Source organism: Streptomyces sp. NPDC038213 (assembly GCF_055600495.1).
Genome location: NZ_JBVJYM010000004.1, coordinates 42,016 through 67,807 on the forward strand (window position 1 = coordinate 42,016; position 25,792 = coordinate 67,807).

Here is a 25,792-nt window from a genome sequence, read left to right on the forward strand (position 1 = left end):
AGGTGACCGGAAAGAGCCGGTTTGGTGGTTAGCGTGCCCGTATGCGTCATGCGTACCGGGCCCGCAGCGGAGGCCGCACCAGACTCACCCGCCGGGGCAGGCTGACCGTCTTCCTCGGCGTCCTGCTCACCCTCGCCGCCGCGCTGGTCCTGGTGCCCCGGCTGCTGCCCGAGGACCGCCCGGAGCAGCCCCGCACGCTCCTGATCCCCGAGGGCTGGCGGGCCTCCCAGGTCTACGAGGCCCTCGACCGGGCCCTGGAACTGCCGCCGGGCTCCGCGAAGGCGGCATCGTCCCGGGCGGGACTGGCCCTGCCGGCCGAGGCCAAGGGCAATCCCGAGGGCTACCTCTACCCGGCGACCTACCCCGTCACCTCGAAGAGCACGGCCGCGGGCCTGCTCGCCTACATGGTCGACACGGCGAACCGCCGGCTGGCCGCCCGGCCGCTGTCCGACGCGGCCCGCTCCCACGGCATGACCCCGTACCAGACGGCCACGCTCGCCAGCATCGTGCAGGCGGAGGCCGACACCCCCGCCGACATGGGCAGGGTGGCCCGCGTGGTCCACAACCGGCTCGCCCGGTCCATGCCGCTCCAGATGGACTCCACGCTCCACTACGCCCTCGGGCGCCGGACCCTGGACACGAGCATCGCCGACACCCGGATCGACAACCCCTTCAACACCTACGCCCGCCAGGGCCTGCCGCCCACGCCCATCGGCGGCCCCGGCCCCGACGCCCTGCGCGCGGCGGTCACGCCGACCCCCGGGAACTGGCTCTTCTTCGTGACCGTCAAGCCGGGCGACACCCGCTTCTCGGCCACGTACGAGGAGCACAAGAAGCACGTCGCGGAGTTCAACCGGCTCCGCGCGGCCGCCCGCGCCGCAGCCGGCCCGAACCCGTCCTGAGCCCCCGCGGCCGCTACGCCCCGGGCCGCGCCCCTGGCGCTGCCCCCAGGGCCGCCGCCCCCGCCGGGACCGGCCCGCGGTCCAGCAGCCGGCGGATCTCGCGGACCGCCGCGCCGCCCGCCCGGTTCGCCCCGATCGTGCTCGCCGAGGGCCCGTACCCCACCAGGTGGACCCGCTCGTCGCGGACCGCCCGGGTGCCCTCGACCCGGATCCCGCCGCCCGGCTCGCGCAGCCGCAGCGGGGCCAGGTGGTCCACCGCCGCCCGGAAGCCGGTGGCCCACAGGATCACGTCGGCCGCCACGGTCCGCCCGTCGTCCCAGGCCACGCCGGTCTCGGTGATCCGGTCGAAGACCGGCAGCCGCTCCAGCACCCCGGACTCCAGCCCGGCCCGCACGGCCTCGTTGAGCGGCAGCCCGGTCACGGAGACCACGCTCTGCGGGGGCAGCCCGCGCCGCACCCGCTCGTCCACCATCGCGACCGCGGCCCGCCCCTCGGCCTCGCCGAACGGCCCCTCGCGGAACACCGGCGGCCGCCGCGTCACCCAGGTGGTCCGGGCGGCGTACGCGGAGATCTCCAGCAGGTGCTGCACCGCGGAGGTGCCCCCGCCGACCACGACCACCCGGGCCCCGGCGAACTCCTGCGGTCCCGGGTACTGCGCGGTGTGCAGCTGCCGGCCCCGGAAGACCTCCTGGCCGGGATAGCGCGGCCAGAACGGCCGGTCCCAGGTCCCGGTGGCGTTCACGAGGGCGCGGGGCGCCCACAGACCCGCCGGTGACTCGACCAGCAGCCGCCCGTCGTACCCGGCGTCGCGCACGGCCGTCACGTCCACGGGCCGCAGCACACCGAGCCCGAACCGCCGCTCGTACGCGTCGAAGTACCCTCCGATCACCTCGGAGGAGGGCCGCAGCGGATCCGCCCCGGTGAGCTCCATCCCGGGCAGGGAGTGCATGCCGTGCACCCTGCCGTACGTGAGCGAGGGCCAGCGGAACTGCCAGGCTCCGCCCGGCCGGGGCGCGTGGTCGAGGACCGCGAATCCGCTGCCCGGGGCCAGCCCGGCCCGCCGCAGGTGGTAGGCGGCGGACAGGCCGGCCTGCCCGGCGCCCACCACGACGACGTCGATCTCGGCGGCGGGCCCTGCGGTCCGCCCGGTCGTGGTCTCCTGCACCGCGAAATTGTTCACGGTTCTACCAACCGGGCGGCCCCGCAGGTTCTTCCCCGCGCGGCCGCCTCCTCAGACCGCGGCCCCGTCGATCCAGGCCTGCAGCTGTTCGGGGGTGGTCGAGGGGTCGGCCACGAGCGTGGCGAGCCCGTTGTCCGCGTGGTTCGTCGTGGACACGGCCGGGCAGCGCAGGCAGGCGGCCACGCCCGTCTGCTGCCACCACTGGCAGCGGTTGCGGAGGTGGCACCGCGGGACGGCCCCGGCCCCGGGGTCCTGCGGGAGCATCGTCACCCGCTCGACCAGCGTGCAGTCGTCGCCCCGCCGGTTCGCACAGCTGGACACGCAGTGCGTGGCGAAGCGCAGGACGCGGCCGGGGGCGATGCCCTCGGGGACCGACCCGAGCACCTCGGAGGCGGGTACCGGCTCCTCCAGGTAGGCGACCTGCCCCTGCGGGCCGGACCGGACCCCGAGGACCACGGCCTCGGGCGCGTGCGCGACCCCGCTCGGACACCAGGTGGTCGCGGGGCTCTCGGTTCCCACGGTGCTCACCCCCCGGTCAGCCGGCGGCGGGAGCGGTCTGGACGGACTCCAGCTGACCCGCGGTGCCGCCGATGGAGAAGCCCGCGGCGGACACCCGGTCCTCCTCCTGCGACACGGCCTGCTGGAGGCTCGCCTTGAGGTCGGCCGAGGCGATCCGGCCGGGCTTGGCGGCCGGCTCGGCGTTGGCCGCGCCGACGGCGACGAGGGAGAGGCCGGCGGCGATCACGGCCGCCGCGCCGGTGGCGGCGAGTCGGTTCTGCTTCATGGAGGACCTTTCTCGGGGGTTCGCAAGGGAGGCGAACCGTCCCGGGAACCGTAGGAGCGGCCGGGCCCCCGCGGCGGCAGTCGCACCGGCGGTCCGGCGGCGGTTTCCAGCCGCCGCGCCGCCAACCCTTTCGGTCGCCTTTCGCCCCCCGCCCCTAAGCGGTCCAGCCGTCCCCGGCCCGGGCGCGCAGCCAGTCGTACGCGGCGTCGGCGCGGAATCCGGCCTGCCCGTCGGGGAAGACCAGGCCGGCCGTGGCGAAGGCGGGGTCGGCGGCCGCGGCAGCCGTGTAAGGGACGGCCACGCAGCCCATCCCGGCCGCGTGCGCCGCCTGTGCGCCCGGCGCCGCGTCCTCCACCACCACGCAGTCCCCGGGATCCGCGCCCAGCTGCCGGGCCGCCTCCAGGAAGACGTCGGGGGCCGGCTTCCCGTGCGCGACCTCCTCGGCGGAGACCACCGTCGTCAGGCGGGCGTCCAGTCCGGTGCCGGACAGCACCGCGTCGATCGCCTCGCGCGAGGAGCCCGAGGCCACCGCCATCGGCACCCCGTCCGCGTGCAGCCGCTCCACCAGCGCGCGCATCTGCGGGTAGGCCTCGGTGCGGGCCCGGGCGAGCTCCAGGTACGCGGCGTTCTGCTCGGCGAGCAGCTGCTCCACCGGGGCCCCGATGCCGTACCGCTCCCGCAGCACCTCCAGGGTCTCCAGGGTGCCGATGCCGATGAACCGGGAGTGCTCCTCCCAGGTGAAGCCGGGGACGCCGTGCCGCTCCAGGGTGCGGCGGCCCGACTCGTAGTAGTTCGGCTCGCTGTCCACGAGGGTGCCGTCGAGGTCGAATATGACGGAGATCATCCGCTGTGCCGTCCTGCTCTGTGTGGGAGTCCTGCCTGGCGTGCTTCCCCCCACCAGGATCTCAGGCCCGCCGCGCGCTCCGGCCCACGGACTCCACCAGCGGCAGCAGCCGGTGGGCCACCCGCTCCCGGAGCGCCACCTCCGTGCGCGTGCGCACCACCCCGGGCAGCCGGATCAGCTGCTGGATGACGTCCTCCAGGTGCGCGTTGTCCCGCGCCACGACGCGGGTGAGCAGGTCCCCGCCACCGGTGATCGAGAAGGCCTCGACGATCTCCGGTACGCCCGCCAGGGCCTCGCCCACCTCGTCCAGGTGCCCCTGGGTCACCTCGATGTGCACGAAGGCCAGGACCGGGTGGCCGAGGGCCGCGGGGGAGAGGGCCGGACCCGTGCCGGTGATCACCCCGGTGCGCTCCAGCCGGTCCAGCCGGGCCTGGAGGGTGCCGCGGGCGATGCCGAGCAGCCGGGCGTACTCGCGCACGCTGGTCCGCGGCTGTTCGAGCAGGAGCCGCAGGATCCGGGTGTCGAGCTCGTCCACTGCCATGGCCCGATGGCCTCCCTCCGGCTGAGATTTTCTGCGGATGACTGTACCAATGGCACAGTCCTGGAGGGCTCTGTTGAGCCATCCACGCTTTAGATGTTTATCTGTGGTGTACCCATGCACCATTGGCGCCGCGCAGCGCCGGACGGCGACGAGGCCGGATCCGGACCGCGGTGCCTTCGTCGTGTTCCGGGCCGCCCCCACCCCGGCGGTCCCGGCGCGCGGCGAGCCGAGCACCACGAGGGGGCGGCCGAGCGCCGTGAAGAGGATGTTCATTGCTCCGGACCCGGGGCGCCTGAGGCTCAGGAACTCGCTGCGCGCCGTCGTCGGCGTCGGCCTCGCCGTCGCCGCCGCCGAACTGGCCGGGCTCTCCCTGACGGCCTCCATCACCGGGGGCCTGGCGGCCCTCCTGGCCCTCTTCACGGTCCTGGACCCCGCCGTCCGCGCCCAGGCGGCCACCACCGCCCTGCTCCCCGCGGCCGGATTCCCCGTGCTCACCCTGGCCACCACCCTGCACGGTGTCCCGCTCGCCCGGGACGCCGCCTTCCTCGCGGTGGTCCTCTGCGGGGTCTACGCCCGGCGCTGGGGGCCGCGCGGCCACGCGCTCGGGATCTTCGCGTTCATGATGTTCTTCGTCACGCAGTTCCTGCACGCGCTCCCCGCCCAGCTCCCCGAGCTCTTCGCCGCCGTCGGGATCGCCCTCGCCGCCTCCGCGGCCGTGCGCTTCGTGCTGTGGCCCATCGAGCGGCGCACCCCGCCCCCCGCCGTCCCCGCCCCGCTGCCCGGCCGCGGGCTCGCCCGGCCCACCACCCGGCAGGCGATCCAGGCCACCCTGGCCTGCGCCTTCGCCCTCTCCCTGGGGCAGGTCCTGTCCGAGGACCGCTGGTACTGGGCCGTCGGCACCGCCTGGTGGATCTTCGTGAACACCACCTCCCGCGGAGAAACCCTGGTCAGGGGCTTCCGCCGGGTGCTCGGCACCCTGCTCGGCATCGTCGCGGGCCTGGTCGTGGCCGTCCCGCTGCACGGCGCACCCGCCCCTACCGCATTTCTCGTCGCCGTGTGCGTGTTCGGCATTTTTTACACGGCGGCCCCCTCGTACAGCTGGATGATGTTCTTCGTGACCGTCATGGCTGGACTCCTGTACGGGCTGCTCGGCGTGCTCCACCCCGGGCTGCTCCTCCTCCGCTTCGAGGAGACCGCGGTGGGCGCCCTCGGCGCGGCCCTCGCCGTGGTCCTGGTGCTGCCCGTGACCACGCACGCGGCGAACGAGGCCTGGATCCAGCGCGCCCTGCTCTGCGTCCGCCAGTGCACCACCGCCAGCGCCCGCCGGCTGGCCGGGGACCCCGAAGCGGACCCCGCCCCCCACGCGGCGGAGCTGGAGCTGCTCCTGGGCCGGGCCCGGCTGGCCCTCGCCCCGCTCGTCCACCCGCTGAGCCCGCTGCGCGCCCGCAAGGCGCGGGCCCGGCAGGTGCTCGCGCTCCTCGACGACTGCGCCCGCCAGGTGCGCGGTCTGGCGGCCGCGGCCGCCGATCCGGTCGCCTCGCACGACTCCCGGCTCGCCATCGCCTGCGCGCGGGTCGAGGACGCCGTGGAGGTCCTCGTGCAGCGGGAGGCCGGGCGCCGGGCGGTCCGGGAGGAGCCCGCCCCGCAGGAGCGGGAGACCGCGGCCGACCCGGCCCTGGCCCACCTCGCCGACCTGGAGCGGGCCCTCGCCGAACTGGCCGCACCGCTGCACACCAGCCCGCGCGCACCCCTCGTACCCGCCTGACCCGCGGCGGGCGCGAGGGTCCTCGTCCACAGCACGTTCATCCGGCAGGGCCAGGCGTGGAACCGGCCGGACAGGGGGGTTACCGACCGGAATGGAAGCTCTGCAACTGCACCAGCGGCCGAAGACAGCGGCCCAGGTCTGGACGGCCGCCGAGGAGTTCATCAGGCTGCACCACCGGGAGAACCCCGGCGCCGGCGACCTGCGGACCCGGCTCGACGACGTACGGGACGAGATCAACGTCCTCGGCACCTACCGGCACACGCCGGAGGAGCTCGCCCACGGCGCCAGGGTGGCCTGGCGCAACAGCAACCGCTGCATCGGCCGCCTGTACTGGCAGTCGCTGCGCGTGCGCGACCTGCGCGGGCTCACCGGCGCCGACGATATCGCCGCGGCCTGCGCGGACCACCTGCGCGAGGCCACCAACGGCGGCCGGATCCGCCCGACCATCACCGTGTTCGCCCCCGACATACCCGGCCGCCCCGGCCCGGTCATCTGGAACGAGCAGCTCATCCGCTACGCGGGCCACGGAGAGCGGGACGGGCGCCCCCTCGGGGACCCGCGCAACGAGGCCTTCACCCGGGCCCTGGGCCGGCTCGGCTGGCCCGGCCCCGCAGGCCCGCCCACCCACTTCGACCTCCTGCCCCTGGTGGTGCAGGGCTGCGACGACAAGCCCCGCTGGTTCGAGCTGCCCGCGGACGCCGTCCTCGAAGTGCCCGTCGAGCACCCGGAGGGCGACCGCTGGACCGACTGGGGCCTGCGCTGGCACGCCGTCCCGGCCATCTCCGGGATGACCCTGGAGATCGGCGGGGTCCGCTATCCCGCGGCCCCCTTCAACGGCTGGTACATGGGCACCGAGATCGGCGCCCGCAACCTCGCCGACACCGACCGCTACGACCTTCTGCCCGCCGTGGCCGAGCGCCTCGGGCTCGACACCTCCAGCGACCGCTCGCTGTGGAAGGACCGGGCCCTGGTCGAACTGAACCGCGCGGTCCTGGACTCCTTCGACCGCGCCGGGGTCACCATCGCCGACCACCACACCGAGGCCCGCCGGTTCATGACCCACCTCGACCGCGAGGAGCGCAAGGGCCGTCAGGTCGGCGCCGACTGGTCCTGGATCGTGCCCCCGATGTCCGGATCGGCCACCCCGGTCTTCCACCGCACGTACGACACCACCGAGCGGACCCCCGCCTACGTGCACCACCCCGACGCGGAGGCGCGCGCCCGGGGGGAAGGACTGGGGAAGGTCTAGACCTGCTACGGTCGGCCCCACGGACGGGGCCGGCCACACCGGCCCGCGGGAGAGGGGAAGTTCCCGTGCACGACCAGCAGGACCAGCACGACGAGCGGGCCGGGTCGGGCGCGCGTACCGCCGCAGCCGCAGCGGACGGGCCCGTGCGGGCGTACATCGGCTCCTTCACCTCCGCGGGCGGCCGGGGCGTCACCACCGCCGCCGTGGACCCGCACACCGGAGCCCTCACCGTCCTGGGGGTCACCGGCGCCCTCGCGGACCCCTCCTACCTCGCCCTCGCCCCGGACGCGCCCGTCCTGTACGCCGTCAGCGAGGCCGCGGCCGGAGCCGCCGCGGCCTTCGCCCTGACCCCGGAGGGCCCGCAACTGCTCGCCCCCGCGGTACCGGTGGCCGGCGAGGGCCCCACCCACCTGTGTGTGGCCGGCCCCTGGCTGCTCACCGCCAACTACGGCTCCGGCAGCGTCACCGCCCTGGCCCGGACCGAGGGCGGCGCCCTCGCGGGTCCCGCCCGCGTCCTGGAGCACCAGGGCTCGGGCCCCGACGCGGACCGGCAGCGGGAACCGCACGCCCACCAGGTCGTCGCCGCCCCCGGCGGCCGCTGGGTGCTCAGCGTCGACCTCGGCACCGACTCGCTGCGGGTCTGCGCCCCGGACCCCGGGACCGGGCGGCCCGTCCTGCACTCCGAGACCGCGCTGCGGCCGGGCACCGGACCCCGGCACCTGGCCTTCCACCCCGGCGGCCGGGTGCTCTACGTCCTGGGCGAGCTGGAGCCCGTCCTGACCGTCTGCCGCTGGGACGGGGAGGCGGGGACGCTGGAGCCGGTCGCCGAGGTCCCCGTGGCCCCGGAAGCGGACCCCGGCGTACGGGGCTATCCGTCCGCCCTGGCCGTCGCGCCCGACGGGCGCCGCCTGTGGGCCGCGGTCCGCGGCCACGACACGATCGCCGTGTTCGACCTCGACGGGGGCGACGGCGAGCGGGTCCGGGCCGCCGGTACGGCGGACTGCGGCGGCCACTGGCCGCGCGACCTGGTCCTCGACCCCTCGGGGCGGCGCCTGTACGCGGCCAACGAGCGCTCCGGCGACGTCACCTGGTTCGACGTGGACCCGGCGACCGGAATGCCCGTACGGGCCGGCAGCACCCCCGTCCCGGCGGCCTCCTGCGTGGTCTTCGCCGGCGCCTGACAGCCCGGTTGCGTCCCCCGCCGACGGGGGCGGTACGCGAGAGGGCCCGCCCTCCCCGTCGGGGGAAGCGGGCCCTCCTCGGCTGCATCAGCGGACCGGAGCGCCCTGCGAGGGCTGGGCCAGGCCCAGGGCCTCGGAGTACTTCGCCACGGCCAGCTTGCCGACGGCCGGGTACGCGCCCAGCGCCTCGGCGGCGGCGCAGTCGGCCTCCTTGCACGCGGTGTCGAGCAGGCCCTCGGCGGCCTCCGGGCCGACCACGTACGGGGCCAGCGCCAGCTGCACCGAACCGGAACCGCGCAGCTGCTCGGCGACCGAGGCCACCGAGCCCTCCTGGTCCAGCGCCGCGGCCATCACCGGCACGGCGAGGCGGGCGGCCAGCAGCATCCCGGTGATCCCGGCGGTCTGCACGGCCTCCTCGCCGCCGACGGTGCCCAGGATGATGCCGTCTGCGGCCGTTGCCACGGTGAACAGCCGGGCGCGGTCCGCACGGGCCAGGCCCGCCTCGGACAGGCGCACGTGCAGGGCCTCGGCGAGCAGCGGGTGCGGGCCCAGGACCTCGGCCAGCTCGGCGGCGGCCGTGCTCTCCATCAGCGCCTGCCGGAAGCGGCGCAGCAGGTCGCCGTCGGGGCCCGCGAGGAGCGGGACCACCACGGCGTCGGGGCCCTGCGGGGCGGCGACCTCCTGGCCGGCCGCGCGGGCGAACTCGAGGCGCGCGGCCCGGTCGGACGCGATCGCGCCGAGGACCGCCTGCAGGGTCGGGAACTCGTCCGTGATCCCCGCGGTGTCGGACGTGCCCTCCAGGAAGCCGATCCGGGCGTCGAGCCCGGGCAGCTCGGAGCGGGCGATGCTCAGGGTCTCCTCCGCCAGCGAGCGGGAGGCGGCCGACGGGGCCCCGGGCACCGCCAGCACCAGCGCGGGCGCGCCCTCGGGCGCCGTCGCGGGCTCGGGACGGCGGTGCCGTCCGGTCTGACGGGGGCGCGGCATTCGTACAGGCAGGCCAGCGGGCCCAGTGGGGGAGCTCATGGCGCCGCATGCTACTGGTTTTCCCGGACCGGCTGTTCGGGCAGGGGGCGGTCGAGCGGCATCTGTCCGTATTTATCCGTTGAATGTCAGATACGCTTCAACTTGCCGGGGGCAGGCTCCAGTCGACCGGGCTGCCGCCCTGGCGTACCAGCAGGTCGTTGGCCCTGCTGAAGGGCCGCGAGCCGAAGAAGCCGCGGTCCGCGGACATGGGGGAGGGGTGCGCGGACTCCACGGCGGGCAGATCGCCCAGCAGCGGCCGCAGGTTGCGGGCGTCGCGCCCCCACAGGATGGAGACCAGCGGCTTGCCGCGGGCCGCGAGGGCCCGGATGGCCTGTTCCGTGACGGCCTCCCAGCCCTTGCCGCGGTGGGCGGCCGGTTTGCGCGGGGCCGTGGTCAGGGCGCGGTTGAGGAGCAGGACGCCCTGCCGGGTCCACGGGGTGAGGTCGCCGTTCGCCGGCCGGGGGGCGCCGAGGTCCCCGTGCAGCTCCCGGAAGATGTTCTCCAGGCTGCCCGGTACCGGCCGCACCTCGGGAGCCACCGAGAAGGACAGTCCGACGGCGTGCCCCGGGGTCGGGTACGGGTCCTGTCCGACGATCAGCACCCTCACCTCGTCGAAGGGCTGCTGGAACGCGCGCAGTACGTTCGCGCCGGCGGGGAGGTACGTGCGCCCCGCGGCGATCTCCGCGCGCAGGAAGTCCCCCATGGCGGCGATCTGCCCCGCCACCGGCTCCAGCGCCCGGGCCCAGCCGGGTTCGACGATTTCGTTCAACGGTCGTGCGGTCACGCCGGGTCACTCTACTGGCCGATCACGGCCGCGCGCACGCAGAGGACGTCGGGGAGGTGGGAGGCGAGCAGCTGCCAGGTGTCGCCGTCGTCCGCGCTGGCGTACACCTCGCCGTTGCGGTTGCCGAAGTACACGCCCGCCGGGTCGGCGTCGTCGGTGCACAGGGCGTCGCGCAGGACCGTGCCGAAGTGCTCGCCCTCAGGGAGGCCGCTGCCCAGCGGCTCCCAGGTGGCGCCCGCGTCGGAGGTGCGGTAGACGCGGCAGCGGCGGCCGGCGGGGACGCGGTCGGAGTCGGCGTTGAGCGGGAAGACGTAGGCGGTGCCGGGGCGGTGGGGGTGGGCGGCCACGGCGAAGCCGAAGTCGGAGGGCAGGCCCGAGCCGATGTCGGTCCAGCTCCCGCCCGCGTCGTCGCTGCGGTACACGCCCCAGTGGTTCTGCAGGTAGAGGCGGTCGGGGTCGCCGGCGTCCTGGGCGATCTTGTGCACGCACTGGCCGAACTCCGGGTCCGGATCCGGCAGGAACACCGCCGAGACGCCCCGGTTGGACGGGGACCAGCGGGCCCCGCCGTCCCGGGAGCGGAACACCCCGGCCGTGGAGACGGCCACCGTGACCAGGTCCGGGTCCCGCGGGTCGGTGACCACCGTGTGCACGGCCTCGCCGCCGCCCCCGGGCTCCCACCGGTCCCGGGTCGGGTGCTCCCACAGGGGCCGGACCAGCTCGAAGCTCTCGCCGCGGTCCGCGGAGAGGAACAGCGCGGCCGGCTCCGTGCCCGCATAGACCACGTCCGGGGCGGCGGGCCCCGCCGGGTGCAGCTGCCAGACCCGCTCCAGGGAGGCCCCGGTGTCCTGGGGGAACTTCACCGCGGGGGCGGGGGGCTCGGTCCAGGTGGCCCCCAGGTCGTCCGAGCGGAAGACCGAGGGGCCCCAGTGCGTGCTGTCGCCCGCGACCAGCAGCCGGGTGGCGGGGCCCCGGCGGTCGATGGCGGCCGCGTACACGGCCTGGGCGTTGAAGTGCGGCCCGTCCCAGCTCCAGCGGCCGCCGGAGCGGCGGCCGAGGAACAGCCCCTTGCGGGTGCCCACGGTGAGCAGTACGTCGGTCATAGCGCGTGCCTCCGGCCTCGCGGGCGCCGTCCCGGGCGCCCGTCGTCTTCCGTCCGTCCCCCGCCTTACCGTCCACTGTGCACCCGGGGACCGACAGCGACCGGTCAGGCGCGGCCGTACTGCCCCGGCGTGCGCACCCCGGCGCCGAGCTCGCGGGCCGCGCGCCGGGCCCAGTAGGGGTCGCGCAGCAGCTCGCGGCCCAGGAGCACCGCGTCGGCCTCGCCGTTGGCGAGGATCTTCTCGGCCTGCCCGGGCTCGGTGATCAGGCCGACGGCCGCGACCGGCAGCCCGGTCTCCGTACGGACCCGCTGGGCGAAGGGCACCTGGTAGCCGGGGGCGACGGGGATCTCGACACGAGGTGCGTTGCCGCCGGTGGAGACGTCGAGGAGGTCCACGCCGCGCTGGCGCAGCAGGGCGGCGAAGCGCACGGTGTCCTCCGCGGTCCAGCCGCCCTGCGCCAGCCAGTCCGTGGCGGAGATGCGGAAGAAGAGGGGCAGCTCCTCGGGCCACACCGCGCGGACCGCGTCGACGACCTCCAGGGCGAAGCGGGTGCGGTGCGCGAAGGAGCCGCCGTACCCGTCCGTGCGCCGGTTGCTGTGCGGGGAGAGGAACTCCCCGATGAGGTAGCCGTGGGCCCCGTGGACCTCGGCCACCTGGAATCCGGCGTCCAGGGCCCGCCGGGCTGCATCGGCGAACTGCCGTACCACGGTGTCGATCTGGTCGGCCGTCAGCTCGGTCGGAACCGGGTGGCCGGTGTCGAAGGCGAGCGGGCTCGGGCCCACCGGCTGCCAGCCGTGCTCCTGCGGCCCGACCGGCTTCCCGCCGAGCCAGGGCCGGTCCGTGGAGGCCTTCCGCCCGCTGTGGGCGAGCTGGATGCCCGCCACCGCGCCCTGCTCCTTGAGGAAGCCGGTGATCCGGCGCAGGGACTCGGCCTGGGTGTCGTTCCAGAGCCCGAGGTCGTACGGCGAGATGCGGCCCTCGGGGGTGACGGCGGTGGCCTCCAGGAGGATCAGCCCGGTGCCGCCGGCCGCGCGGGCCGCGTAGTGGGCGAAGTGCCAGTCGGTGGCCGCGCCTGCGGCCGGGCCCTCGGGTGCGGCCGAGTACTGGCACATCGGTGCCATCCAGACCCGGTTGGGTGCGGTGACCGAGCGGAGGGCGTACGGCTCGAAGAGGGCGCTCATGCGGGAGACTCCGTTCTCGCCCGGCGGCGGGCGTGCCAAGGTGGCGGCTGGGCCGTGCGGCGGGGTGTGCCGGGAGCGGCTAAGTCCGAGATTCATCGTACTACGACGCGCTTCGTAGTACGAGGGATTTCGTATCATGGGAGGGTCCGCCGCAGCCGTGCGGGCCGCGAGGGGCCGGCCGGGACGCCGGCCCGAGGGAGTGGAGACGCGCAGTGAACGATCCGGCAGCCGCCGCCCGTACGCTCGACCACCCGGAGCCGGGGGAGATCCGCCTCGACGGGGTCCTGCACGCCCTGTCCGACCCCGTGCGGCTGCGGATCGTGTGCGAACTGGCCGCCGCCGAGGCCGAGGTGGCCTGCTCGTACTTCGAGCTGCCCGTCACCAAGTCGACGAGCACGCACCACTTCCGGGTGCTCCGCGAGAGCGGGGTGGTCCGCCAGGCCTACCGCGGCACGGCGAAGCTGAACGGCCTGCGCCGGGCGGAGCTCGACCGGCTCTTCCCGGGCCTGCTGGACAGCGTGCTGCGCGCGGCGGCGGCCGAGGAGACCCGCCTCAGCCCCGAGCGGCCGCCAGCAGCCCCGCCCAGTCCGGGATCTTGACCGACCGGCGGCCGAGCGCGCGCCCCAGCTCCGCCTCGGCCCGCTCGATGGCCAGCCAGCCGGGCCATTCCACCGGCTCCCGACCCGCCGCCCGCAACGCCTCCAGCGGGTCCCCGGACAGCGACCGGGCGGCCAGCGCCGCGGCGTCCGCGAGCAGCGAGTTCGCCGTCTCCTTCGCGCAGGGCCGGTTCGTGCCGATGACCCCGGTCGGCCCCCGCTTGATCCACCCGGCGACGTACTCCCCGGGAGACGGGGCCCCGTCGCGCAGCACCCGCCCCGCCGCGTGCGGGACCGTGCAGCGGCGCGCGTCGAAGGGCAGGCCCGGGATCGCGACCCCCTCGTACCCGACCGAGCGCAGTACGAGCTGCGCCTCGACCTCCTCGTACGCGCCGGTGCCGGCGACCCCGCCGCGGCCGTCGGGGGCCGTCCGCTCGAAGCGCACGGCCCGCACCCGCCCGTCCCCGCCGAGGAGTTCCGCCGGCCGCAGGAAGAAGCGCAGGCCGATGCTCCGCTCCGCGGCGCCGGCGGCCGCCGCCGGATCCGCCTGCGCGGCGGCCCAGGCGCGCAGCACGTCCACGTTGCGCCGGTTCACGGCCGGCAGCCGGGCGGGATCGGCGTACGCCGGGTCCAGGGCGAGTTCCGCGGGGTCCACGGTCACCGCCACCCCCGGCAGTCCGCCCAGCTCGCGCAGCTCCTTCGTGGTGAACTTGCCCGCCGAGGGCCCCCGTCGGGCCACCATCCGCACCTCGCGCACTCCGCTGGCGGCCAGCGCCCCGAGGGCGGGCTGCGGCATGTCGGTGGGGCTGAGTTCGGCCGCGCCGCGGGCCAGGATGCGGGTCACGTCCACGGCCACGTTCCCCGCGCCGATCACCACGGCCGAGGAGACCCCGCCCAGCCCGAAGGCCTCTTCGGCGGCGTCCGGGTGCGCGCTGTACCAGGACACGAAGGACGTGGCCGAGCGGACCCCCGCCAGCTCCTCGCCGGGGATGCCGAGCCGCCGGTCCCGGGCCGCCCCGACGCAGTACACGACCGCGTGGTACAGCTCCAGCAGCCGGGCGGCGGAAAGCTGCGGACCGCCCACCTCCACATGCCCGAGGAACCGGATCCGCTCGTCCTCCAGCACCGTGCGCAGGCTGCCCTGGAGGGACTTGATCTTCTCGTGGTCCGGGGCGACCCCGTAGCGGACCAGTCCGTACGGGCAGGGCAGCCGGTCCAGGACGTCGACCCGCACGTCCGCCACTGCGCGCTGCTGGACGAGGGTCTGGGCGGTGTAGACCCCGCTCGGGCCGGAACCGACGACGGCGACACGAAGCACGGCGGTGCTCCTTCCGCAGGGTGGATTTCAGCATGCCACCGCGGCGGGGGCGCGTCAGCCCATGGCGCGCATCCGGTGGATCTCGGCGGTCTGCTGGGCCACCACTTCCGTCGCCATTTCCTCGACGGCCACGTTGTTCCCGTCCGCGAGGGCCTCCCCGGCCATCGTCAGCGCCCCGGAGTGGTGGGCGATCATGAGCTTCAGGAAGAGCGCGTCGAAGGCCCCGCCCTTCGCCCGGCGCAACTGGGCGAGCTGCTCCGGCGTGGCCATCCCCGCCATGGCGGTGTGGCCCGCGTGCCCGCCGCCCTGCTTCGCGGCGGCCTCCGCCCCGCCGTGCGCGGCGAGCCAGGCCTCCATCGCGCCGATCTCGGGCCCCTGGGCCCCCGCGATCCGCTCGGCCAGCCGCTTGACCTGCGCGGACCCGGCCCGCCCGGGGGCCAGTGCGCTCATGGTCAGCGCCTGCTTGTGGTGCTCGACCATCCCGGTCACGTAGCCGTAGTCGGCCTGGTTGGGGGAGTCGTCGGGCCGTTCCTTCGCGGCCTCCTCCTGCGTCAGGGTCCGGGCGGGCTCGCCGGGCTTGCCCGGGGCGATGACCTGCGGCCCGCCCGCCGCGGTCCCCTTGCCGGACGCGTCGCCCCCGTCCCCGTCCCGGCACCCCGCGAGGGCCAGGGCCGCGAGCAGGGCCACAACCGGAATCTTGAATTTCACATGACGATTGATCATTCGTGTTTCCCCCTCCGGGACTTGGCGTACCAGTATGCGAACGATCGGCACCGTCTGACATCTATTGCCATGTGCACGCTGGGGACCATACTGCCGTGGGTCATGCTTCGTGATCCGTTCCCACGATGAACGGACTCAAGGGAGGGCACAAGTGACTTCGTTGCACACCACACGAGTGCGGCGCCGACGTCTGGGGGTGGCCGCGGCCGCGGCCGGGCTCATGGCGACGTTCCTCGTGGCGGGCCCGGCGTCCGCCACTCCGGACCCGGGCGACGCGCCGGCCGCCGGGCAGGTCACGCGGGAGGCCGAGAAGGCCGCCCGTGCGGCGATACAGGCCGGGGACATACCCGGCCAGGACCAGATCGTCCACAGTGCGAACATCAAGCACCTGGCGAACCTGCCCAAGGGCGCCCTGCAGAGCCTCAACACCGATATCGCCTTCCAGGGCAACTACGCCTACGTCGGCAACTACGACGGTTTCGTCATCTACGACATCAAGCGGCCCAAGGCCCCCAAGGTCGTCAGCCAGGTGCTCTGCCCCGGCGGCCAGAACGACGTCAGCGTCTCGGGCAACCTGCTGTTCCTTTCGACGGACTCCTCGCGCAACGACAACTCCTGCAGCAGCACCTCGCAGCCCGCGACGGAGAAGTCCTCGTGGGAGGGCATCAAGGTCTTCGACGTCAGCGACAAGCGGAACCCGAAGTACGTCGCCGCCGTCGAGACCGCCTGCGGTTCGCACACCAACACCCTGGTGCCCGGCGGCCGAGACATCTACCTCTACGTCTCGTCCTACTCGCCCAGCGAGGCCTTCCCCGACTGCAAGCCGCCCCACGACGGCATCTCGGTCGTGAAGGTCCCCAAGCACGCCCCCGAGAAGGCGGCCGTCGTCGGCTTCCCCGTCCTCTTCCCGGACGGCGGCAACCCGGGCGCGCCCGACAACCCGGGCGTCTCCAAGACCACCGGCTGCCACGACATCACGGTCTTCCCGTCGAAGAAGCTCGCCGCCGGCGCCTGCATGGGCGACGGCATCATCTTCGACATCAGCAGGCCCGAGACGCCGCGGGTCATCGACCGGGTCCAGGACAACGTGAACTTCGCGTTCTGGCACTCGGCCACCTTCAACGAGCGCGGCACCAAGGTCGTCTTCACCGACGAGCTCGGCGGCGGCGGCGGCGCCACCTGCAACGCCGCGACCGGCCCGAAGCGCGGTGCGGACGGCATCTACGACATCACCGGCCGCGGCGACCACCGCAAGCTGGTCTTCCGCAGCTACTTCAAGATCGACCGGCACCAGGCCGACACCGAGAACTGCGTGGCCCACAACGGCTCGCTGATCCCGGTCGGCGGCGGCCGCGACATCATGGTCCAGGCCTGGTACCAGGGCGGCGTCTCCGTGTGGGACTTCACCGACTCCGCGAAGCCGAAGGAGATCGCCTTCTTCGAGCGCGGCCCGCTGAGCACCGAGACCATGGCCACCGGCGGCTCCTGGTCCGCCTACTACTACAACGGCTACATCTACTCCAGCGACATCGCGAAGGGCTTCGACGTCCTGGAGATCAACGACAAGCGCACCGACAGCGCGCGCTGGGTGGAGATGGACCGGCTCAACGTCCAGACCCAGCCCGACTACCGCTGACCCGCACCACCCCGCACCACCGTTCCGCCGGGCGGCCCGCCGCCCGGCGGAACACCCATGTCCCAGTCCAGCCCGTAGCGCTGGAACAGCTCCGCCCGCAGCCGCTCCACCGGCATCGGCGCCCCCGGCAGGAGCACCGCGAAGACCGCCCCCATCAGCTGGGCCCGCAGCAGCGGGTAGTCCGAGGCGGGCTCGGCCGCGCCGTAGCGGGCCACCGTCCCGCGCAGCAGCTCCGCGAGCCGCTGCTGCTCGGGGCACTGGACGAACCCCTCCGCGGTCAGGATCCCGGCCATGTGCGCCCGCATCAGCACGGGCTGCGCGCAGGCGAGCCCGAGGATCGCGTCCACGGCCCGCGCCAGCCCCTCCCGGCCCCCGTCCGGGCCCTGCGGCACCGGCTCGCGCTCCAGCGCCTCCTGGAGCGTCAGGTGCATCAGGCGGTGCACCGCGGACTGCAGCAGCTGCCGCTTGCCCGGGAAGTAGTACGAGACCAGGCCGCGGGCCGCGCCCGCCCGGTCGGCGACGTCCGAGAGCTTCGTGGCCTCGTAGCCGCGCTCCGAGACGAGCTCCACGGTGGCCTGGAGCAGCCGCTCCCGTGAGCGTCTGCGCAATTCTTCATTGACCGATGCGCTGCGCGGGGACATGCTTACTCCTGCGTTGACTGGCTCCGGGCCAATATACTCAGCGCACCGCGCCGGGCGCACTCACGGGTGCCACCGGAGGCGGCCGGCCCGCGGGGGTGGGTGACGCGGGGGATCACCCACCCCCCGGGCCGGTACCGGCCCGCGACGCGAGGGCGGCGGCGAGCGCCGCCACCGCCGCGCCCAGCAGCCACCCGGCCAGCACGTCGGTCGGCCAGTGCACCCCCAGCCACAGCCGGGTCCAGCCCGCGCCCAGCACGGACACCGCCGCCGCGGCCCACGCCGTCGCGGCCGCCCACGCGGGCAGTGCGCACCCCGCAGCCCACAGCAGCAGCCCGCAGACCACCGCCGCCGTCATCGCGTGCCCCGAGGGGTAGGCCGCGTAGTGGGCCGAGTCGACGGGATCCGGCCACACCGGGCGCTCGCGGCCGACCAGGGCCTTCGTGCCCTGCTGCACCGCTGCGGCCGCCGCCGTGGCCCCGAGCACGTACCCCGCGGGCCGCCGGGCCCCGCGCCGCAGCAGGAGCACGGCCGCGAGCACCGCGAGGATCCGCATGGTCCAGGGGTCCCACACCCAGTCCGAGAGCACCCGGTGGGCCCTGGTCACCGCGGGGCGGTCGACCGCGGCCCGGTGCAGCTCCTCGGCCGCCAGCCGGTCGAGCTCCACCAGCGGGCCCCAGCCCGCCGCGACCGGAACGGTCAAGGCGGCCGCCAGGGCCAGGCATACGGAAGCGGTCCACCAGGGAGCGGTCTTCGCAGCGCGCATGCCCGAGATCCTGGCACGCCGGGTCCCCCCGGTCCTACACGGCCGCGCGGAACCCCCGCTGTCGCCTCAACCGGAACGGCCGGCCCGCCGCCGGCGCCTCAGCCCCGGAACGGACCGCCTACGCCAGCGCGGTCAGCCCCGGCCCGAAGGCGACCAGCAGCGGCACCGCCGGCACCAGCGCCGCGGCCGCCGTCAGCCGCAGCCGCCGGGCCGCGGGCAGCCGCGCGGGCGCCGACAGCAGCCTGCGCACCCGCTGGGAGACGTGCCCGTGCCCGTGCGCACACGGCCCGAACACCCCGCGGTCCTCGTTGAGTTCGACCAGCGCCAGCGCGATGGTCAGCCGCCCGTACCGCCGCGAGGCCGCATCGTCCGCCGCGAGCTCCACCAGCCGGTGCACCTGGTCCCGGAACCCCGCGAACACCGGGACCTGCGGGAATCCGCCCGCGAGCGCCCCCGAGCAGTGCAGCAGCCAGTCGTGCCGGGCCACCGCGTGCCCCTGCTCGTGCGCGAGGACGGCGTCCAGCTGGCGCCCCTTCAGCCGGCGCATCGCCGCCGTGGTCACCACCAGGCGCGGCGCCGGGCCCGACAGCCACCAGGCCCCGGGCCGGTCGGCCTCCACGACCACGAGCCGCTCGCCCGCGGGCTCCTCGCCCGGCAGCAGCGGCGCCCGCTCCAGCAGTTCCGCATGGCCCCGGCGGCGGCGGGCCCGGGCCCCCAGCACCTCCCGGGCGAGCATCGCCGCGGTCCACACGGCGCCCCCGGCCAGCACCAGCGCCGTCACCGGGGCCCAGGGCCCGCCCGCGCCGAACCCGTACGCCTCGGCCACGCCCTGCGGCGCGGTGGCGAAGAGCCGGCCCCGGACGGCCTGCCAGGCCGCGGCGGCGCTCAGCAGCATCGAGAGCGCGAAGCACAGCAGCACCGCGCCGACCGCGCACTGCCACACCCACAGCGCCACGACCGGTTCTCGTTCCGGCCAGTCGGCCCGGGCGAGGAGCCGGGGCGCCGCGAGAGCGGTCAGGACGCCGAGCAGCAGCAGTGCGGCGGGGACCATCATGGGGTCAGCCTATGAGCGGCCGGGCGGGCGGGGGTACGCGCGCGGGCCCCGAGTGACGGAGGACACGTCGGATACCGCCGCCGGCGGGTTCCGGCCCTCAGAGGGCCAGCAGCATGGCGAACATGCCCATGCCCATGGCCAGTCGGCAGGCCCGCACCAGCTCCCCCCGCCCCCCGCCGCCCGCCGCGGCCCCCGCCCCGGCCCCGGCCGGCTCCGGCACCAGGCGGACCCCCGCGTGTAGCACGTACCCCGCGTAGTAGAGGAGCAGGGCGCCGGTCAGCACGGGGACCCCGGCGCTGCCGTGCCCCTGGGCCATCACCACGGCCATGTACAGCATCGCGAGCGAGCCCACCAGGTGGTGGAGGTGGTGCCGGCCGTGCCCCCCGTCCGCCGCGGGCCGCCCGGCCCGCCACAGCGCGTGCACCGCGGCGCCCCCGCAGACCGCCCCGAGCAGCCACACCCGCCCCGGCGGGCCCCCGGCGGCCACCGGCAGGGCCATGGCGGCCATCGCGAAGCCCATCACCGCCTCGGCCCCCGCGGCCTCCCGCTCCCGGGCGGTGGGCGCCCGCAGCCGCACCAGGCAGTAGGCGCCGCTCGCCGCGCACAGGACCACCAGCAGCCACGAGGACGTCGAGGGACCGTGCACGGCGGGACCTCCCGGAGGACGGGTACCACCGGAGGATTCCCTGCGGCAGGGCGGGTTAGGCTCGCCGCAGACAATGCGCCCCACGGAACGGAGTACGCGCCCCATGGAGACCCGCACACAGGACGGCCTGAGCTTCCGCACCGCCGCCGAGGAGGACGTGCCGCAGCTCGTGGCGCTCGTCGAGTCGGCGTACCGGGGGGATGCGAGCCGGGCCGGGTGGACCACGGAGGCCGACTTCCTCGACGGCCAGCGCACCGACGAGGCCGGGGTGCGCGCGGTGGTCGCGGCTGCGGACGGGGTGCTGATGGTGGTCGAGCGCGAGGGCGAGATCGTGGCCTGCTGCCAGCTCGAACACCGCGGCGACCACGCGTACTTCGGGATGTTCGCGGTCCGGCCGGTGCTCCAGGGCGCGGGCCTCGGCAAGGTGATCATCGCCGAGGCCGAGCGCCGGGTCCGCGAGCTGTGGGGCGCGCGGCAGATGCGGATGACCGTGGTCAACGTGCGCGACGAGCTGATCGCCTGGTACGTGCGGCGCGGGTACGCGCTCACGGGGGAGACCAGCCCGTTCCCGTACGGCGACGAGCGGTTCGGCGTGCCGAAGCGCGAGGACCTGGAGTTCGTGGTCCTGGCCAAGCCGCTGTAGGCCCCGGCCGCCGGAGTGCGGGCCCTGCGGCCGGGGGCGGGCGGGTCGGCCGGGTCAGGCCGTGAAGCGGCCGGTCAGGCGGATCTCGGGCAGGTCGGTGGTCGCGCCGTCGAGTTCGAGGGCCCGTACCAGCCGCAGGTGCTCGTGGGTGTTGACCACCCAGCCGACCACCCGCAGCCCCGCCGCGTGCGCGGCCTCCACGGTCTCCAGCGTGAGCCGGCGGATGTTGAGGGCGAGGGTCTCGGCCCCGGCCGCGAGGGCCCGGTCGATGACGTCCTCGCCGTAGCGGGCCGCGATCAGGGTGGTGCGCACCCCGGGCACCAGGCGCGCGATCTCGGTGAGGGCCGCGTCGTGGTACGAGGAGACGGTCACGCGCGCGGTCAGGTCCCGGCGGAGCATGAGCTCCGCGAGGGCCCGGGCCGCAGGCACGTCCTTGACGTCGGCCTGCAGGGGGGCGCGCACGGCCTGGAGGACCTCCTCGAAGACCGGGACCTGCTCGCCGAGACCGGCGTCGAGCTCGCGCAGTTCGGCGAGGGTCAGGTCGGCGACGGCGCCCGTGCCGTCGGTGGTGCGGTCCACCTCCGCGTCGTGGATCACGACGAGGGAGCCGTCCTTGCTGAGCTGGAGGTCGAGTTCGAGTACGTCCATGCCGGATCGTTCCGCTCGGACGAAGGACCGCAGTGTGTTCTCGGGCTCCACGCCCATGACCCCGCGGTGACCGATGGTGAGGAAAGTCAAGGTTCTCTCGCTTCCGTCGACGGCGGCTCGCGCGCCGGCCCTGACCGGGTGCGCGACAGGGAGCCTAGTCCTCCGGTCGCGGAATGAAACCGGGCGTGCACGGTCCGTCCGGGGGACCGCGGCTCCTTCCCGCCACGCCCGTACGGCCCGCGCCCCCTGCCGGGGTCACCCGGGGGTGGGCGCGTCCCCGGGGCCTTGACGATCTCCGTGCTGCGGGGCGGCGGCCCCGGGCCCGCCGGTGGGGCCCCGGCCAGCGGCTGCCGCGTCCAGATCGGCCAACAGGGCTTCCGCCAGGTCGAGTTCGGCCAGGTGCTGCCGTTCGCTCCACTTCAGGGCCAGCCCGGGGAAGGCCCACTGCGGGACGTCGCGGGTCTGGTGCAGGGCCTCCCGTACCTCCGCCAGCTCCGCGCGCGTGCGCGCGATGTGCTCGGCGACCAGCCCGCGCAGCCGGTCGGGGTCGGCGAGGTGCCCGAGCCAGACCCGCAGCAGCAGCCCGTGCTTGAGCACGGGCGGGCCGGCCTCGGAGGTGTCCGCCGCCCATCCGGCCAGGGCGGTGCGGCCCGCGGGCGTGATGGCGTACCGGCGCTTGGCGCGCGCCTCCTCGGGGCCGGAGCGGCGGGAGTGCGCGTACCCGAGCCCCTCCAGGCGGCGCAGCTCGGCGTAGATCTGGCTGATCGCGGGCGACCAGTAGAAGAAGTGCAGGGAGGCGTCGGCCCACTTCTTCAGCTCGTAGCCGGTGCGCTCGCCCGGGAAGGAGAGCAGCCCGAGCACGGCCCAGGCCGTCGCCGGAAGGTCCTGCTGCTTCTCTTGCTTCTTCGCGATGTGACTACTAGTCATATTCCGAATTGAAGTAAGACCGGACGCGGGACGCAATCCTGGAGGCACCGTGAAATTCTCCGTGATCTTCGAGGCGCAGCTTGCCGACCCCACCGTAGAACGTGAGCACCAGGTCATCCGGGACTGCGTGGAGCAGGCGGTCCTGGCCGAGGAGATGGGCTTCGACCGGATCTGGGCCGTCGAGCACCACTCGCTGAAGTGGTACGCGCACATGAGCGCTCCAGAGGTCTTCCTCACCTGGGTCGCCGCCAGGACCAGCACCATCCGCATCGGCCACGGAGTCGTCTGCATGCCCTTCCACTTCAACCACCCCGTCCGGGTCGCCGAGCGCGCCGCCATGCTCGACCTGCTCTCCGGCGGCCGCCTCGACCTCGGCGCCGGCCGGGGCGGCACCCGCCAGGAGACCTCCCTGTGCGGGGTGGACCCCGCGCGCACCGCGCAGGAGGTGGAGGAGGCCCTGCGGATCATCGGCAGCGCCTGGCAGAAGGAGGAGCTGGAGTACCACGGCGAGCTCATCGACATCGACCCGCACCCGGTCCTGCCCCGGCCCAGCCAGCGCCCGCACCCGCCGCTCTTCCTGGCCTGCTCCCGCTCCGAGACCCTGGTCCAGGCCGCCGAGCTGGGCATCGGCGCCCTCGTGATGGGCTTCGCGGGCCCGGAGTCGATCGCGGAGATGAGGAAGGTCTACGACGGGGCGCGCGCGGCCCGCGACGGCACGCGCTTCGTCTCCACGGCCGTCAACGACCACTTCTCCGTCCTCTGTCCCACGATCGTGCTCGACGACCGGGAGCAGGCGCGGCGCACCGGGCTCCGCGGGCAGCGCTTCTTCGCCCAGTCCATCGGCCACTGGTACGGGGGCGCGGGCATCCCCGACGAGGCCGTGGTGCACGGCGCCGACGAGGCACGCGAGCTGCGCCGGGCCGCCGAGCAGGTCGCCGCCCGCCTCCACGAGCAGCAGATCCCGGTGCGGCCCACCGCCACCGCCACCTTCCACGCCGACCACGCCTACGGCACCGCCGACGACGCCATCGCCTACGTGGAGCGCCTCGGGGCGGCCGGGGCCGACGAGGTCATGTGCCTGGTCCAGATGGGCACCGTCCCGCAGGAGGCCTGCCTGGAGACCCTGAGGCAGTGGGGCGGGAAGGTCATCCCGCACTTCCGGTCGGCCTGAGGGCCGGGCCGTGACCGACCGCCTCGACCCCGCCGCGCGCCCGTACGCCGACGCGCTGGCCGCCGCCTTCCCCGACCTCGGCGGGCGGGTCACGAGCGCCGCCGAGGCCCGGCGGATCCTCGCCGCGGCCCCGCGGCCGGCCGGGGAGCCGCCGGCCGTCGGCTCCGTCTCCGACCGTACGGTCCCCGGGCCGCCGGGGGCCCCGCCCCTGCCCGTACGGGTCTACCTGCCCGATCCGCGGCAGTGGCCGGGGCCGCGGCCCACGGTGGTGTTCTGCCACGGCGGCGGGTTCGTGCTCTGCGACCTCGACACCCACGACCGGACCGCGCGGGCCCTGTGCCGGGCCGGCGGGGCCGCCGTGGTGTCCGTGGACTACCGCAGGGCCCCCGAGCACCGCTTCCCCGCGGCCGTCGAGGACGCCCACGCGGCGCTGTGCTGGGCGGGGGAGCACCTCGGGAGGCTCGGCGGGGACCCCGGCGCCCTGGTCGTCGCGGGCGACAGCGCGGGCGCGGCCCTCGCCGTCTCCTCCCTCCTGCTGGCCGCCCGGCGCGGCGGTCCGCCCGTCGCCCTCCAGGTGCTGCTCTACCCCGCGCTCGACGCCGCCATGGCGGGGGACTCGTACCGCCGCTACGGGCGCGGCTACTACCTGACCACCGCGCACATGCGGTGGTTCTGGGAGCAGTACCTCGGGCCCGGCGGGGACCGCCGCGACCCGCTGGCCTCGCCCCTGGGCGCCGGGCCCGGGGCCCTGGCGGCCCTGCCGCCCGCCCATCTGGTCCTGGCGGGCTGCGATCCGGTCTGTGACGACGGCCACGCCTTCGCCCGGGCCCGGGCCGCGTGCGGGGCCCCCGTGAGCGTGGACCTCCGCGAGGGCATGTTCCACGGATTCCTGGCTTTTCGAGAGGGACTTGAGCCGGCCCGGCAGGCCTGGGCGAGGGTGGGGGAACTCATCGCCGCCACCGTCGGCTGCGGGAAGTCTTCCGGCGAAGAGGGGGTGTCGGCAGGATAATTTGTTGATCCCCCTCTTGAGCAGGAGAGCCTCGCATGCATACGCTGTCTTAACGCGAGGTTCTCCTGTGGAGGAAGTGACATGACGGAAACTCTTGTGCCGGGTGTGGGCGGTGGCGCCATAACCGCCGCTGCGCGGGTGGTGGACCACCAGGCGTGGCCCGTGCTCAAGGCCGCCGTGGAGGAGATCCGGCCTTGGCAGTCCAAGGACGGTTCGATCGACTTCGAGGCGGAGGGCGCCCCCACCCGGGAGGCCGCCGCCGCCGCCGTCGAGCGCATGGTCGGCGCGGTGGAGGAGCTCTCCCCGCTGCTGCCGCACGCGGCGGACTACCACCGGGCCCTCGTCTCCGACCTGCGCAAGTGGGTCGCCGACGGCTTCGCCGTACCGGACTTCCTGGACTCGCTGATGGCCTTCCAGCCGGCCGCCGAGCGCGCCGACGGCCTCCAGCACCTCGTGGTCTTCCCGATGTACACGCAGAACGGCAACCCGGACCGCAACTTCGAGGCCGTGGCCCTGAAGATGGTGTGGCCCGAGTGGCTCGCCGAGCTGGAGCGCACCCGGTACGACAACCCGCTCTTCCTCGGCATCACCTTCGAGGACTTCACCGCCGGGTACGACACCAACTCCGCCGTGCTCTTCCCGGAGACCATCGCCGTGCGCGAGGCCCCCGAGCGCTTCAGCTGGGGCGGCATCTTCTGCGACCGCGAGGCCGCCCGCTTCCGCAAGGTCACCGAGGCCGCCGTCGAGACCCTCGGCCTGGAGCTGCCCGAGGACATCCGTGTGATGCTCGGCGACCAGGACCGCTGCGAGAAGGCCTTCGTCCTGTGGGACATGGTCCACGACCGCACGCACAGCCACGGCGACCTGCCGTTCGACCCCTTCATGATCAAGCAGCGCCAGCCGTTCTGGATGTACGGCCTGGAAGAGCTGCGCTGCGACCTCACCGCCTTCAAGGAGGCCGTGAAGCTCGACGCCGAGGGCAACGAGCACGGCCGCGACGTCCAGTACGCCGTCCTGTTCGACAGGATGTTCCGCTTCCCGCTCACGGGCGACCGCAACCGGAACTACGACGGCCTCGGCGGCCAGCTGCTCTTCGCGTACCTGCACAAGCACGACGTGATCCGCTGGACCGACAACAAGCTCAAGATCGACTGGGAGGCGGCCCCCGTGGTCACCAACCAGCTCTGCGGCGAGATCGAGAAGCTCTACCGCGACGGCATCGACCGCCCGAAGCTGGTCCACTGGTTCAAGGCGTACGAGCTCGTCTCCACGTACCTCTCCCCGCACCCGGGCTCCAAGTGGGCCAAGGGCCCCGACGCCCTGGACCTGACCCAGCCCCCGCGCAAGCTGGTCGACGACGTGCTTCCGGACGAGTTTCCGCTCAGCATGTTCTTTGAGGCACTCGCCAAGAAGCTCAAGGGCGTGATCGCCTCCACCAAGGGCATCACGGCCGAGGGCACCGAGCGGATCGCCGCGTGAGCGG

27 protein-coding genes are annotated in these 25,792 nt (G+C 74.8%); 10 read left to right on the forward strand and 17 right to left on the reverse strand.

The genetic code is table 11. The features are described 5' to 3' along the window. The first annotated feature begins 41 nt into the window (after positions 1–41). The gene (gene mltG / locus ACZ7JZ_RS07510) at positions 42–902 is read left to right on the forward strand and encodes an endolytic transglycosylase MltG (RefSeq protein WP_470934281.1); all 861 of its coding nucleotides are present in this window, start codon (positions 42–44) and stop codon (positions 900–902) included. Between the two features lie 13 nt (positions 903–915). Here the strand turns inward: mltG and ACZ7JZ_RS07515 are convergent, their stop codons facing one another. The 5 genes from ACZ7JZ_RS07515 to ACZ7JZ_RS07535 form a co-directional block, all read right to left on the reverse strand. Further along, on the reverse strand, positions 916–2,067 hold the full coding sequence (locus tag ACZ7JZ_RS07515) for an NAD(P)-binding domain-containing protein (protein ID WP_470934283.1): 1,152 nt from the start codon (positions 2,065–2,067) through the stop codon (positions 916–918). Positions 2,068–2,133: 66 nt separating this feature from the next. Beyond that, positions 2,134–2,601 carry a hypothetical protein gene (locus ACZ7JZ_RS07520; protein WP_470934285.1) on the reverse strand — a complete coding sequence of 156 codons (468 nt, stop codon included), beginning with the start codon at positions 2,599–2,601 and terminating at the stop codon, positions 2,134–2,136. A gap of 16 nt (positions 2,602–2,617) precedes the next feature. After that, complete coding sequence (locus ACZ7JZ_RS07525) at positions 2,618–2,866, reverse strand: hypothetical protein (protein ID WP_470934287.1); 249 nt, start codon at positions 2,864–2,866, stop codon at positions 2,618–2,620. Positions 2,867–3,020: 154 nt separating this feature from the next. Then, positions 3,021–3,710 carry an HAD family hydrolase gene (locus tag ACZ7JZ_RS07530; protein ID WP_470934289.1) on the reverse strand — a complete coding sequence of 230 codons (690 nt, stop codon included), beginning with the start codon at positions 3,708–3,710 and terminating at the stop codon, positions 3,021–3,023. Positions 3,711–3,771: 61 nt separating this feature from the next. Beyond that, positions 3,772–4,251: an Lrp/AsnC family transcriptional regulator gene (locus ACZ7JZ_RS07535; protein WP_470934291.1), complete on the reverse strand. Its 480-nt coding sequence runs from the start codon at positions 4,249–4,251 to the stop codon at positions 3,772–3,774. A 265-nt stretch (positions 4,252–4,516) separates the two neighbouring features. Here ACZ7JZ_RS07535 and ACZ7JZ_RS07540 point away from each other — a divergent pair, with 265 nt between their 5' ends. The 3 genes from ACZ7JZ_RS07540 to ACZ7JZ_RS07550 all read left to right on the forward strand — a co-directional run bounded on the left by ACZ7JZ_RS07540 (position 4,517) and on the right by ACZ7JZ_RS07550 (position 8,446). Further along, on the forward strand, positions 4,517–6,016 hold the full coding sequence (locus tag ACZ7JZ_RS07540) for an FUSC family protein (protein WP_470934293.1): 1,500 nt from the start codon (positions 4,517–4,519) through the stop codon (positions 6,014–6,016). Between the two features lie 91 nt (positions 6,017–6,107). Beyond that, positions 6,108–7,265: a nitric oxide synthase oxygenase gene (locus ACZ7JZ_RS07545; protein WP_470934295.1), complete on the forward strand. Its 1,158-nt coding sequence runs from the start codon at positions 6,108–6,110 to the stop codon at positions 7,263–7,265. Between the two features lie 143 nt (positions 7,266–7,408). After that, positions 7,409–8,446, forward strand: a complete 1,038-nt coding sequence (locus ACZ7JZ_RS07550) for a lactonase family protein (protein ID WP_470935215.1) — start codon at positions 7,409–7,411, stop codon at positions 8,444–8,446. 87 nt (positions 8,447–8,533) lie between these two features. Here the strand turns inward: ACZ7JZ_RS07550 and ACZ7JZ_RS07555 are convergent, their stop codons facing one another. The 4 genes from ACZ7JZ_RS07555 to ACZ7JZ_RS07570 all read right to left on the reverse strand — a co-directional run bounded on the left by ACZ7JZ_RS07555 (position 8,534) and on the right by ACZ7JZ_RS07570 (position 12,534). Beyond that, positions 8,534–9,469: a sirohydrochlorin chelatase gene (locus ACZ7JZ_RS07555; RefSeq protein ID WP_470934297.1), complete on the reverse strand. Its 936-nt coding sequence runs from the start codon at positions 9,467–9,469 to the stop codon at positions 8,534–8,536. A 97-nt stretch (positions 9,470–9,566) separates the two neighbouring features. Further along, positions 9,567–10,253, reverse strand: a complete 687-nt coding sequence (locus ACZ7JZ_RS07560; RefSeq protein ID WP_470934299.1) for a uracil-DNA glycosylase — start codon at positions 10,251–10,253, stop codon at positions 9,567–9,569. An 11-nt stretch (positions 10,254–10,264) separates the two neighbouring features. Next, on the reverse strand, positions 10,265–11,353 hold the full coding sequence (locus ACZ7JZ_RS07565; protein WP_470934300.1) for a WD40/YVTN/BNR-like repeat-containing protein: 1,089 nt from the start codon (positions 11,351–11,353) through the stop codon (positions 10,265–10,267). 104 nt (positions 11,354–11,457) lie between these two features. Next, positions 11,458–12,534 (reverse strand): NADH:flavin oxidoreductase/NADH oxidase, encoded by a 1,077-nt coding sequence (locus ACZ7JZ_RS07570; protein WP_470934302.1) that lies wholly within the window; start codon positions 12,532–12,534, stop codon positions 11,458–11,460. A gap of 212 nt (positions 12,535–12,746) precedes the next feature. Between ACZ7JZ_RS07570 and ACZ7JZ_RS07575 the strand changes: the two genes are divergently transcribed. After that, entirely contained in the window at positions 12,747–13,133 is a 387-nt protein-coding gene (locus ACZ7JZ_RS07575; RefSeq protein WP_470934304.1) for an ArsR/SmtB family transcription factor, read from the forward strand. Here ACZ7JZ_RS07575 and ACZ7JZ_RS07580 read toward each other — a convergent pair. Both ACZ7JZ_RS07580 and ACZ7JZ_RS07585 read right to left on the reverse strand, forming a co-directional pair. After that, positions 13,087–14,448, reverse strand: coding sequence for an FAD-dependent oxidoreductase (locus tag ACZ7JZ_RS07580; RefSeq protein ID WP_470934306.1), 1,362 nt, complete (start codon positions 14,446–14,448; stop codon positions 13,087–13,089). The two genes, ACZ7JZ_RS07575 and ACZ7JZ_RS07580, sit on opposite strands and share 47 nt — an antisense overlap. 54 nt (positions 14,449–14,502) lie before the next feature. Then, positions 14,503–15,171, reverse strand: coding sequence for a DUF305 domain-containing protein (locus ACZ7JZ_RS07585; protein WP_470934308.1), 669 nt, complete (start codon positions 15,169–15,171; stop codon positions 14,503–14,505). Between the two features lie 151 nt (positions 15,172–15,322). Here ACZ7JZ_RS07585 and ACZ7JZ_RS07590 point away from each other — a divergent pair, with 151 nt between their 5' ends. Beyond that, positions 15,323–16,807 (forward strand): LVIVD repeat-containing protein, encoded by a 1,485-nt coding sequence (locus ACZ7JZ_RS07590; RefSeq protein ID WP_470934310.1) that lies wholly within the window; start codon positions 15,323–15,325, stop codon positions 16,805–16,807. On the opposite strand, the gene ACZ7JZ_RS07595 is transcribed toward ACZ7JZ_RS07590, so the two are convergent. The 4 genes from ACZ7JZ_RS07595 to ACZ7JZ_RS07610 all read right to left on the reverse strand — a co-directional run bounded on the left by ACZ7JZ_RS07595 (position 16,798) and on the right by ACZ7JZ_RS07610 (position 19,911). Further along, complete coding sequence (locus tag ACZ7JZ_RS07595; RefSeq protein ID WP_470934312.1) at positions 16,798–17,448, reverse strand: TetR/AcrR family transcriptional regulator; 651 nt, start codon at positions 17,446–17,448, stop codon at positions 16,798–16,800. The two genes, ACZ7JZ_RS07590 and ACZ7JZ_RS07595, sit on opposite strands and share 10 nt — an antisense overlap. A 112-nt stretch (positions 17,449–17,560) precedes the next feature. After that, entirely contained in the window at positions 17,561–18,211 is a 651-nt protein-coding gene (locus tag ACZ7JZ_RS07600; protein WP_470934314.1) for a phosphatase PAP2 family protein, read from the reverse strand. 118 nt (positions 18,212–18,329) lie between these two features. Then, positions 18,330–19,265, reverse strand: coding sequence for a M56 family metallopeptidase (locus ACZ7JZ_RS07605; RefSeq protein WP_470934316.1), 936 nt, complete (start codon positions 19,263–19,265; stop codon positions 18,330–18,332). A gap of 97 nt (positions 19,266–19,362) precedes the next feature. Next, entirely contained in the window at positions 19,363–19,911 is a 549-nt protein-coding gene (locus ACZ7JZ_RS07610) for a DUF5134 domain-containing protein (protein ID WP_470934318.1), read from the reverse strand. A 103-nt stretch (positions 19,912–20,014) separates the two neighbouring features. On the opposite strand from ACZ7JZ_RS07610, the gene ACZ7JZ_RS07615 reads away from it, so the two are divergent. After that, complete coding sequence (locus tag ACZ7JZ_RS07615; RefSeq protein WP_470934320.1) at positions 20,015–20,554, forward strand: GNAT family N-acetyltransferase; 540 nt, start codon at positions 20,015–20,017, stop codon at positions 20,552–20,554. Between the two features lie 54 nt (positions 20,555–20,608). Here the strand turns inward: ACZ7JZ_RS07615 and ACZ7JZ_RS07620 are convergent, their stop codons facing one another. Next, a complete protein-coding gene (locus tag ACZ7JZ_RS07620) occupies positions 20,609–21,292 on the reverse strand; it encodes a glycerophosphodiester phosphodiesterase (protein ID WP_470934322.1) in 684 nt (227 codons plus the stop codon). Positions 21,293–21,457: 165 nt separating this feature from the next. Continuing rightward, positions 21,458–22,129, reverse strand: coding sequence for a PadR family transcriptional regulator (locus ACZ7JZ_RS07625; RefSeq protein ID WP_470934324.1), 672 nt, complete (start codon positions 22,127–22,129; stop codon positions 21,458–21,460). Between the two features lie 49 nt (positions 22,130–22,178). Here ACZ7JZ_RS07625 and ACZ7JZ_RS07630 point away from each other — a divergent pair, with 49 nt between their 5' ends. The 3 genes from ACZ7JZ_RS07630 (at position 22,179) to ACZ7JZ_RS07640 (ending at position 25,788) form a co-directional block, all read left to right on the forward strand. Continuing rightward, positions 22,179–23,300, forward strand: coding sequence for an LLM class flavin-dependent oxidoreductase (locus tag ACZ7JZ_RS07630; RefSeq protein WP_470934326.1), 1,122 nt, complete (start codon positions 22,179–22,181; stop codon positions 23,298–23,300). A 10-nt stretch (positions 23,301–23,310) separates the two neighbouring features. Next, on the forward strand, positions 23,311–24,309 hold the full coding sequence (locus tag ACZ7JZ_RS07635) for an alpha/beta hydrolase (RefSeq protein WP_470934328.1): 999 nt from the start codon (positions 23,311–23,313) through the stop codon (positions 24,307–24,309). 81 nt (positions 24,310–24,390) lie between these two features. Then, positions 24,391–25,788 (forward strand): DUF6421 family protein, encoded by a 1,398-nt coding sequence (locus tag ACZ7JZ_RS07640; protein ID WP_470934330.1) that lies wholly within the window; start codon positions 24,391–24,393, stop codon positions 25,786–25,788. The last annotated feature ends 4 nt before the right edge of the window (positions 25,789–25,792 follow it).

Excerpts from the sequence above, each read along its gene's own strand:
- mltG (WP_470934281.1), top strand. The coding sequence starts at position 42 with ATGCGTCATGCGTACCGGGCCCGCAGCGGAGGCCGCACCAGACTCACC.
- ACZ7JZ_RS07525 (WP_470934287.1), bottom strand. The coding sequence starts at position 2,866 with ATGAAGCAGAACCGACTCGCCGCCACCGGCGCGGCGGCCGTGATCGCC.
- ACZ7JZ_RS07530 (WP_470934289.1), bottom strand. The coding sequence starts at position 3,710 with ATGATCTCCGTCATATTCGACCTCGACGGCACCCTCGTGGACAGCGAG.
- ACZ7JZ_RS07535 (WP_470934291.1), bottom strand. The coding sequence starts at position 4,251 with ATGGCAGTGGACGAGCTCGACACCCGGATCCTGCGGCTCCTGCTCGAA.
- ACZ7JZ_RS07540 (WP_470934293.1), top strand. The coding sequence starts at position 4,517 with ATGTTCATTGCTCCGGACCCGGGGCGCCTGAGGCTCAGGAACTCGCTG.
- ACZ7JZ_RS07545 (WP_470934295.1), top strand. The coding sequence starts at position 6,108 with ATGGAAGCTCTGCAACTGCACCAGCGGCCGAAGACAGCGGCCCAGGTC.
- ACZ7JZ_RS07555 (WP_470934297.1), bottom strand. The coding sequence starts at position 9,469 with ATGAGCTCCCCCACTGGGCCCGCTGGCCTGCCTGTACGAATGCCGCGC.
- ACZ7JZ_RS07565 (WP_470934300.1), bottom strand. The coding sequence starts at position 11,353 with ATGACCGACGTACTGCTCACCGTGGGCACCCGCAAGGGGCTGTTCCTC.
- ACZ7JZ_RS07570 (WP_470934302.1), bottom strand. The coding sequence starts at position 12,534 with ATGAGCGCCCTCTTCGAGCCGTACGCCCTCCGCTCGGTCACCGCACCC.
- ACZ7JZ_RS07585 (WP_470934308.1), bottom strand. The coding sequence starts at position 15,171 with ATGATCAATCGTCATGTGAAATTCAAGATTCCGGTTGTGGCCCTGCTC.
- ACZ7JZ_RS07595 (WP_470934312.1), bottom strand. The coding sequence starts at position 17,448 with ATGTCCCCGCGCAGCGCATCGGTCAATGAAGAATTGCGCAGACGCTCA.
- ACZ7JZ_RS07600 (WP_470934314.1), bottom strand. The coding sequence starts at position 18,211 with ATGCGCGCTGCGAAGACCGCTCCCTGGTGGACCGCTTCCGTATGCCTG.
- ACZ7JZ_RS07605 (WP_470934316.1), bottom strand. The coding sequence starts at position 19,265 with ATGATGGTCCCCGCCGCACTGCTGCTGCTCGGCGTCCTGACCGCTCTC.
- ACZ7JZ_RS07615 (WP_470934320.1), top strand. The coding sequence starts at position 20,015 with ATGGAGACCCGCACACAGGACGGCCTGAGCTTCCGCACCGCCGCCGAG.
- ACZ7JZ_RS07625 (WP_470934324.1), bottom strand. The coding sequence starts at position 22,129 with ATGACTAGTAGTCACATCGCGAAGAAGCAAGAGAAGCAGCAGGACCTT.
- ACZ7JZ_RS07640 (WP_470934330.1), top strand. The coding sequence starts at position 24,391 with ATGACGGAAACTCTTGTGCCGGGTGTGGGCGGTGGCGCCATAACCGCC.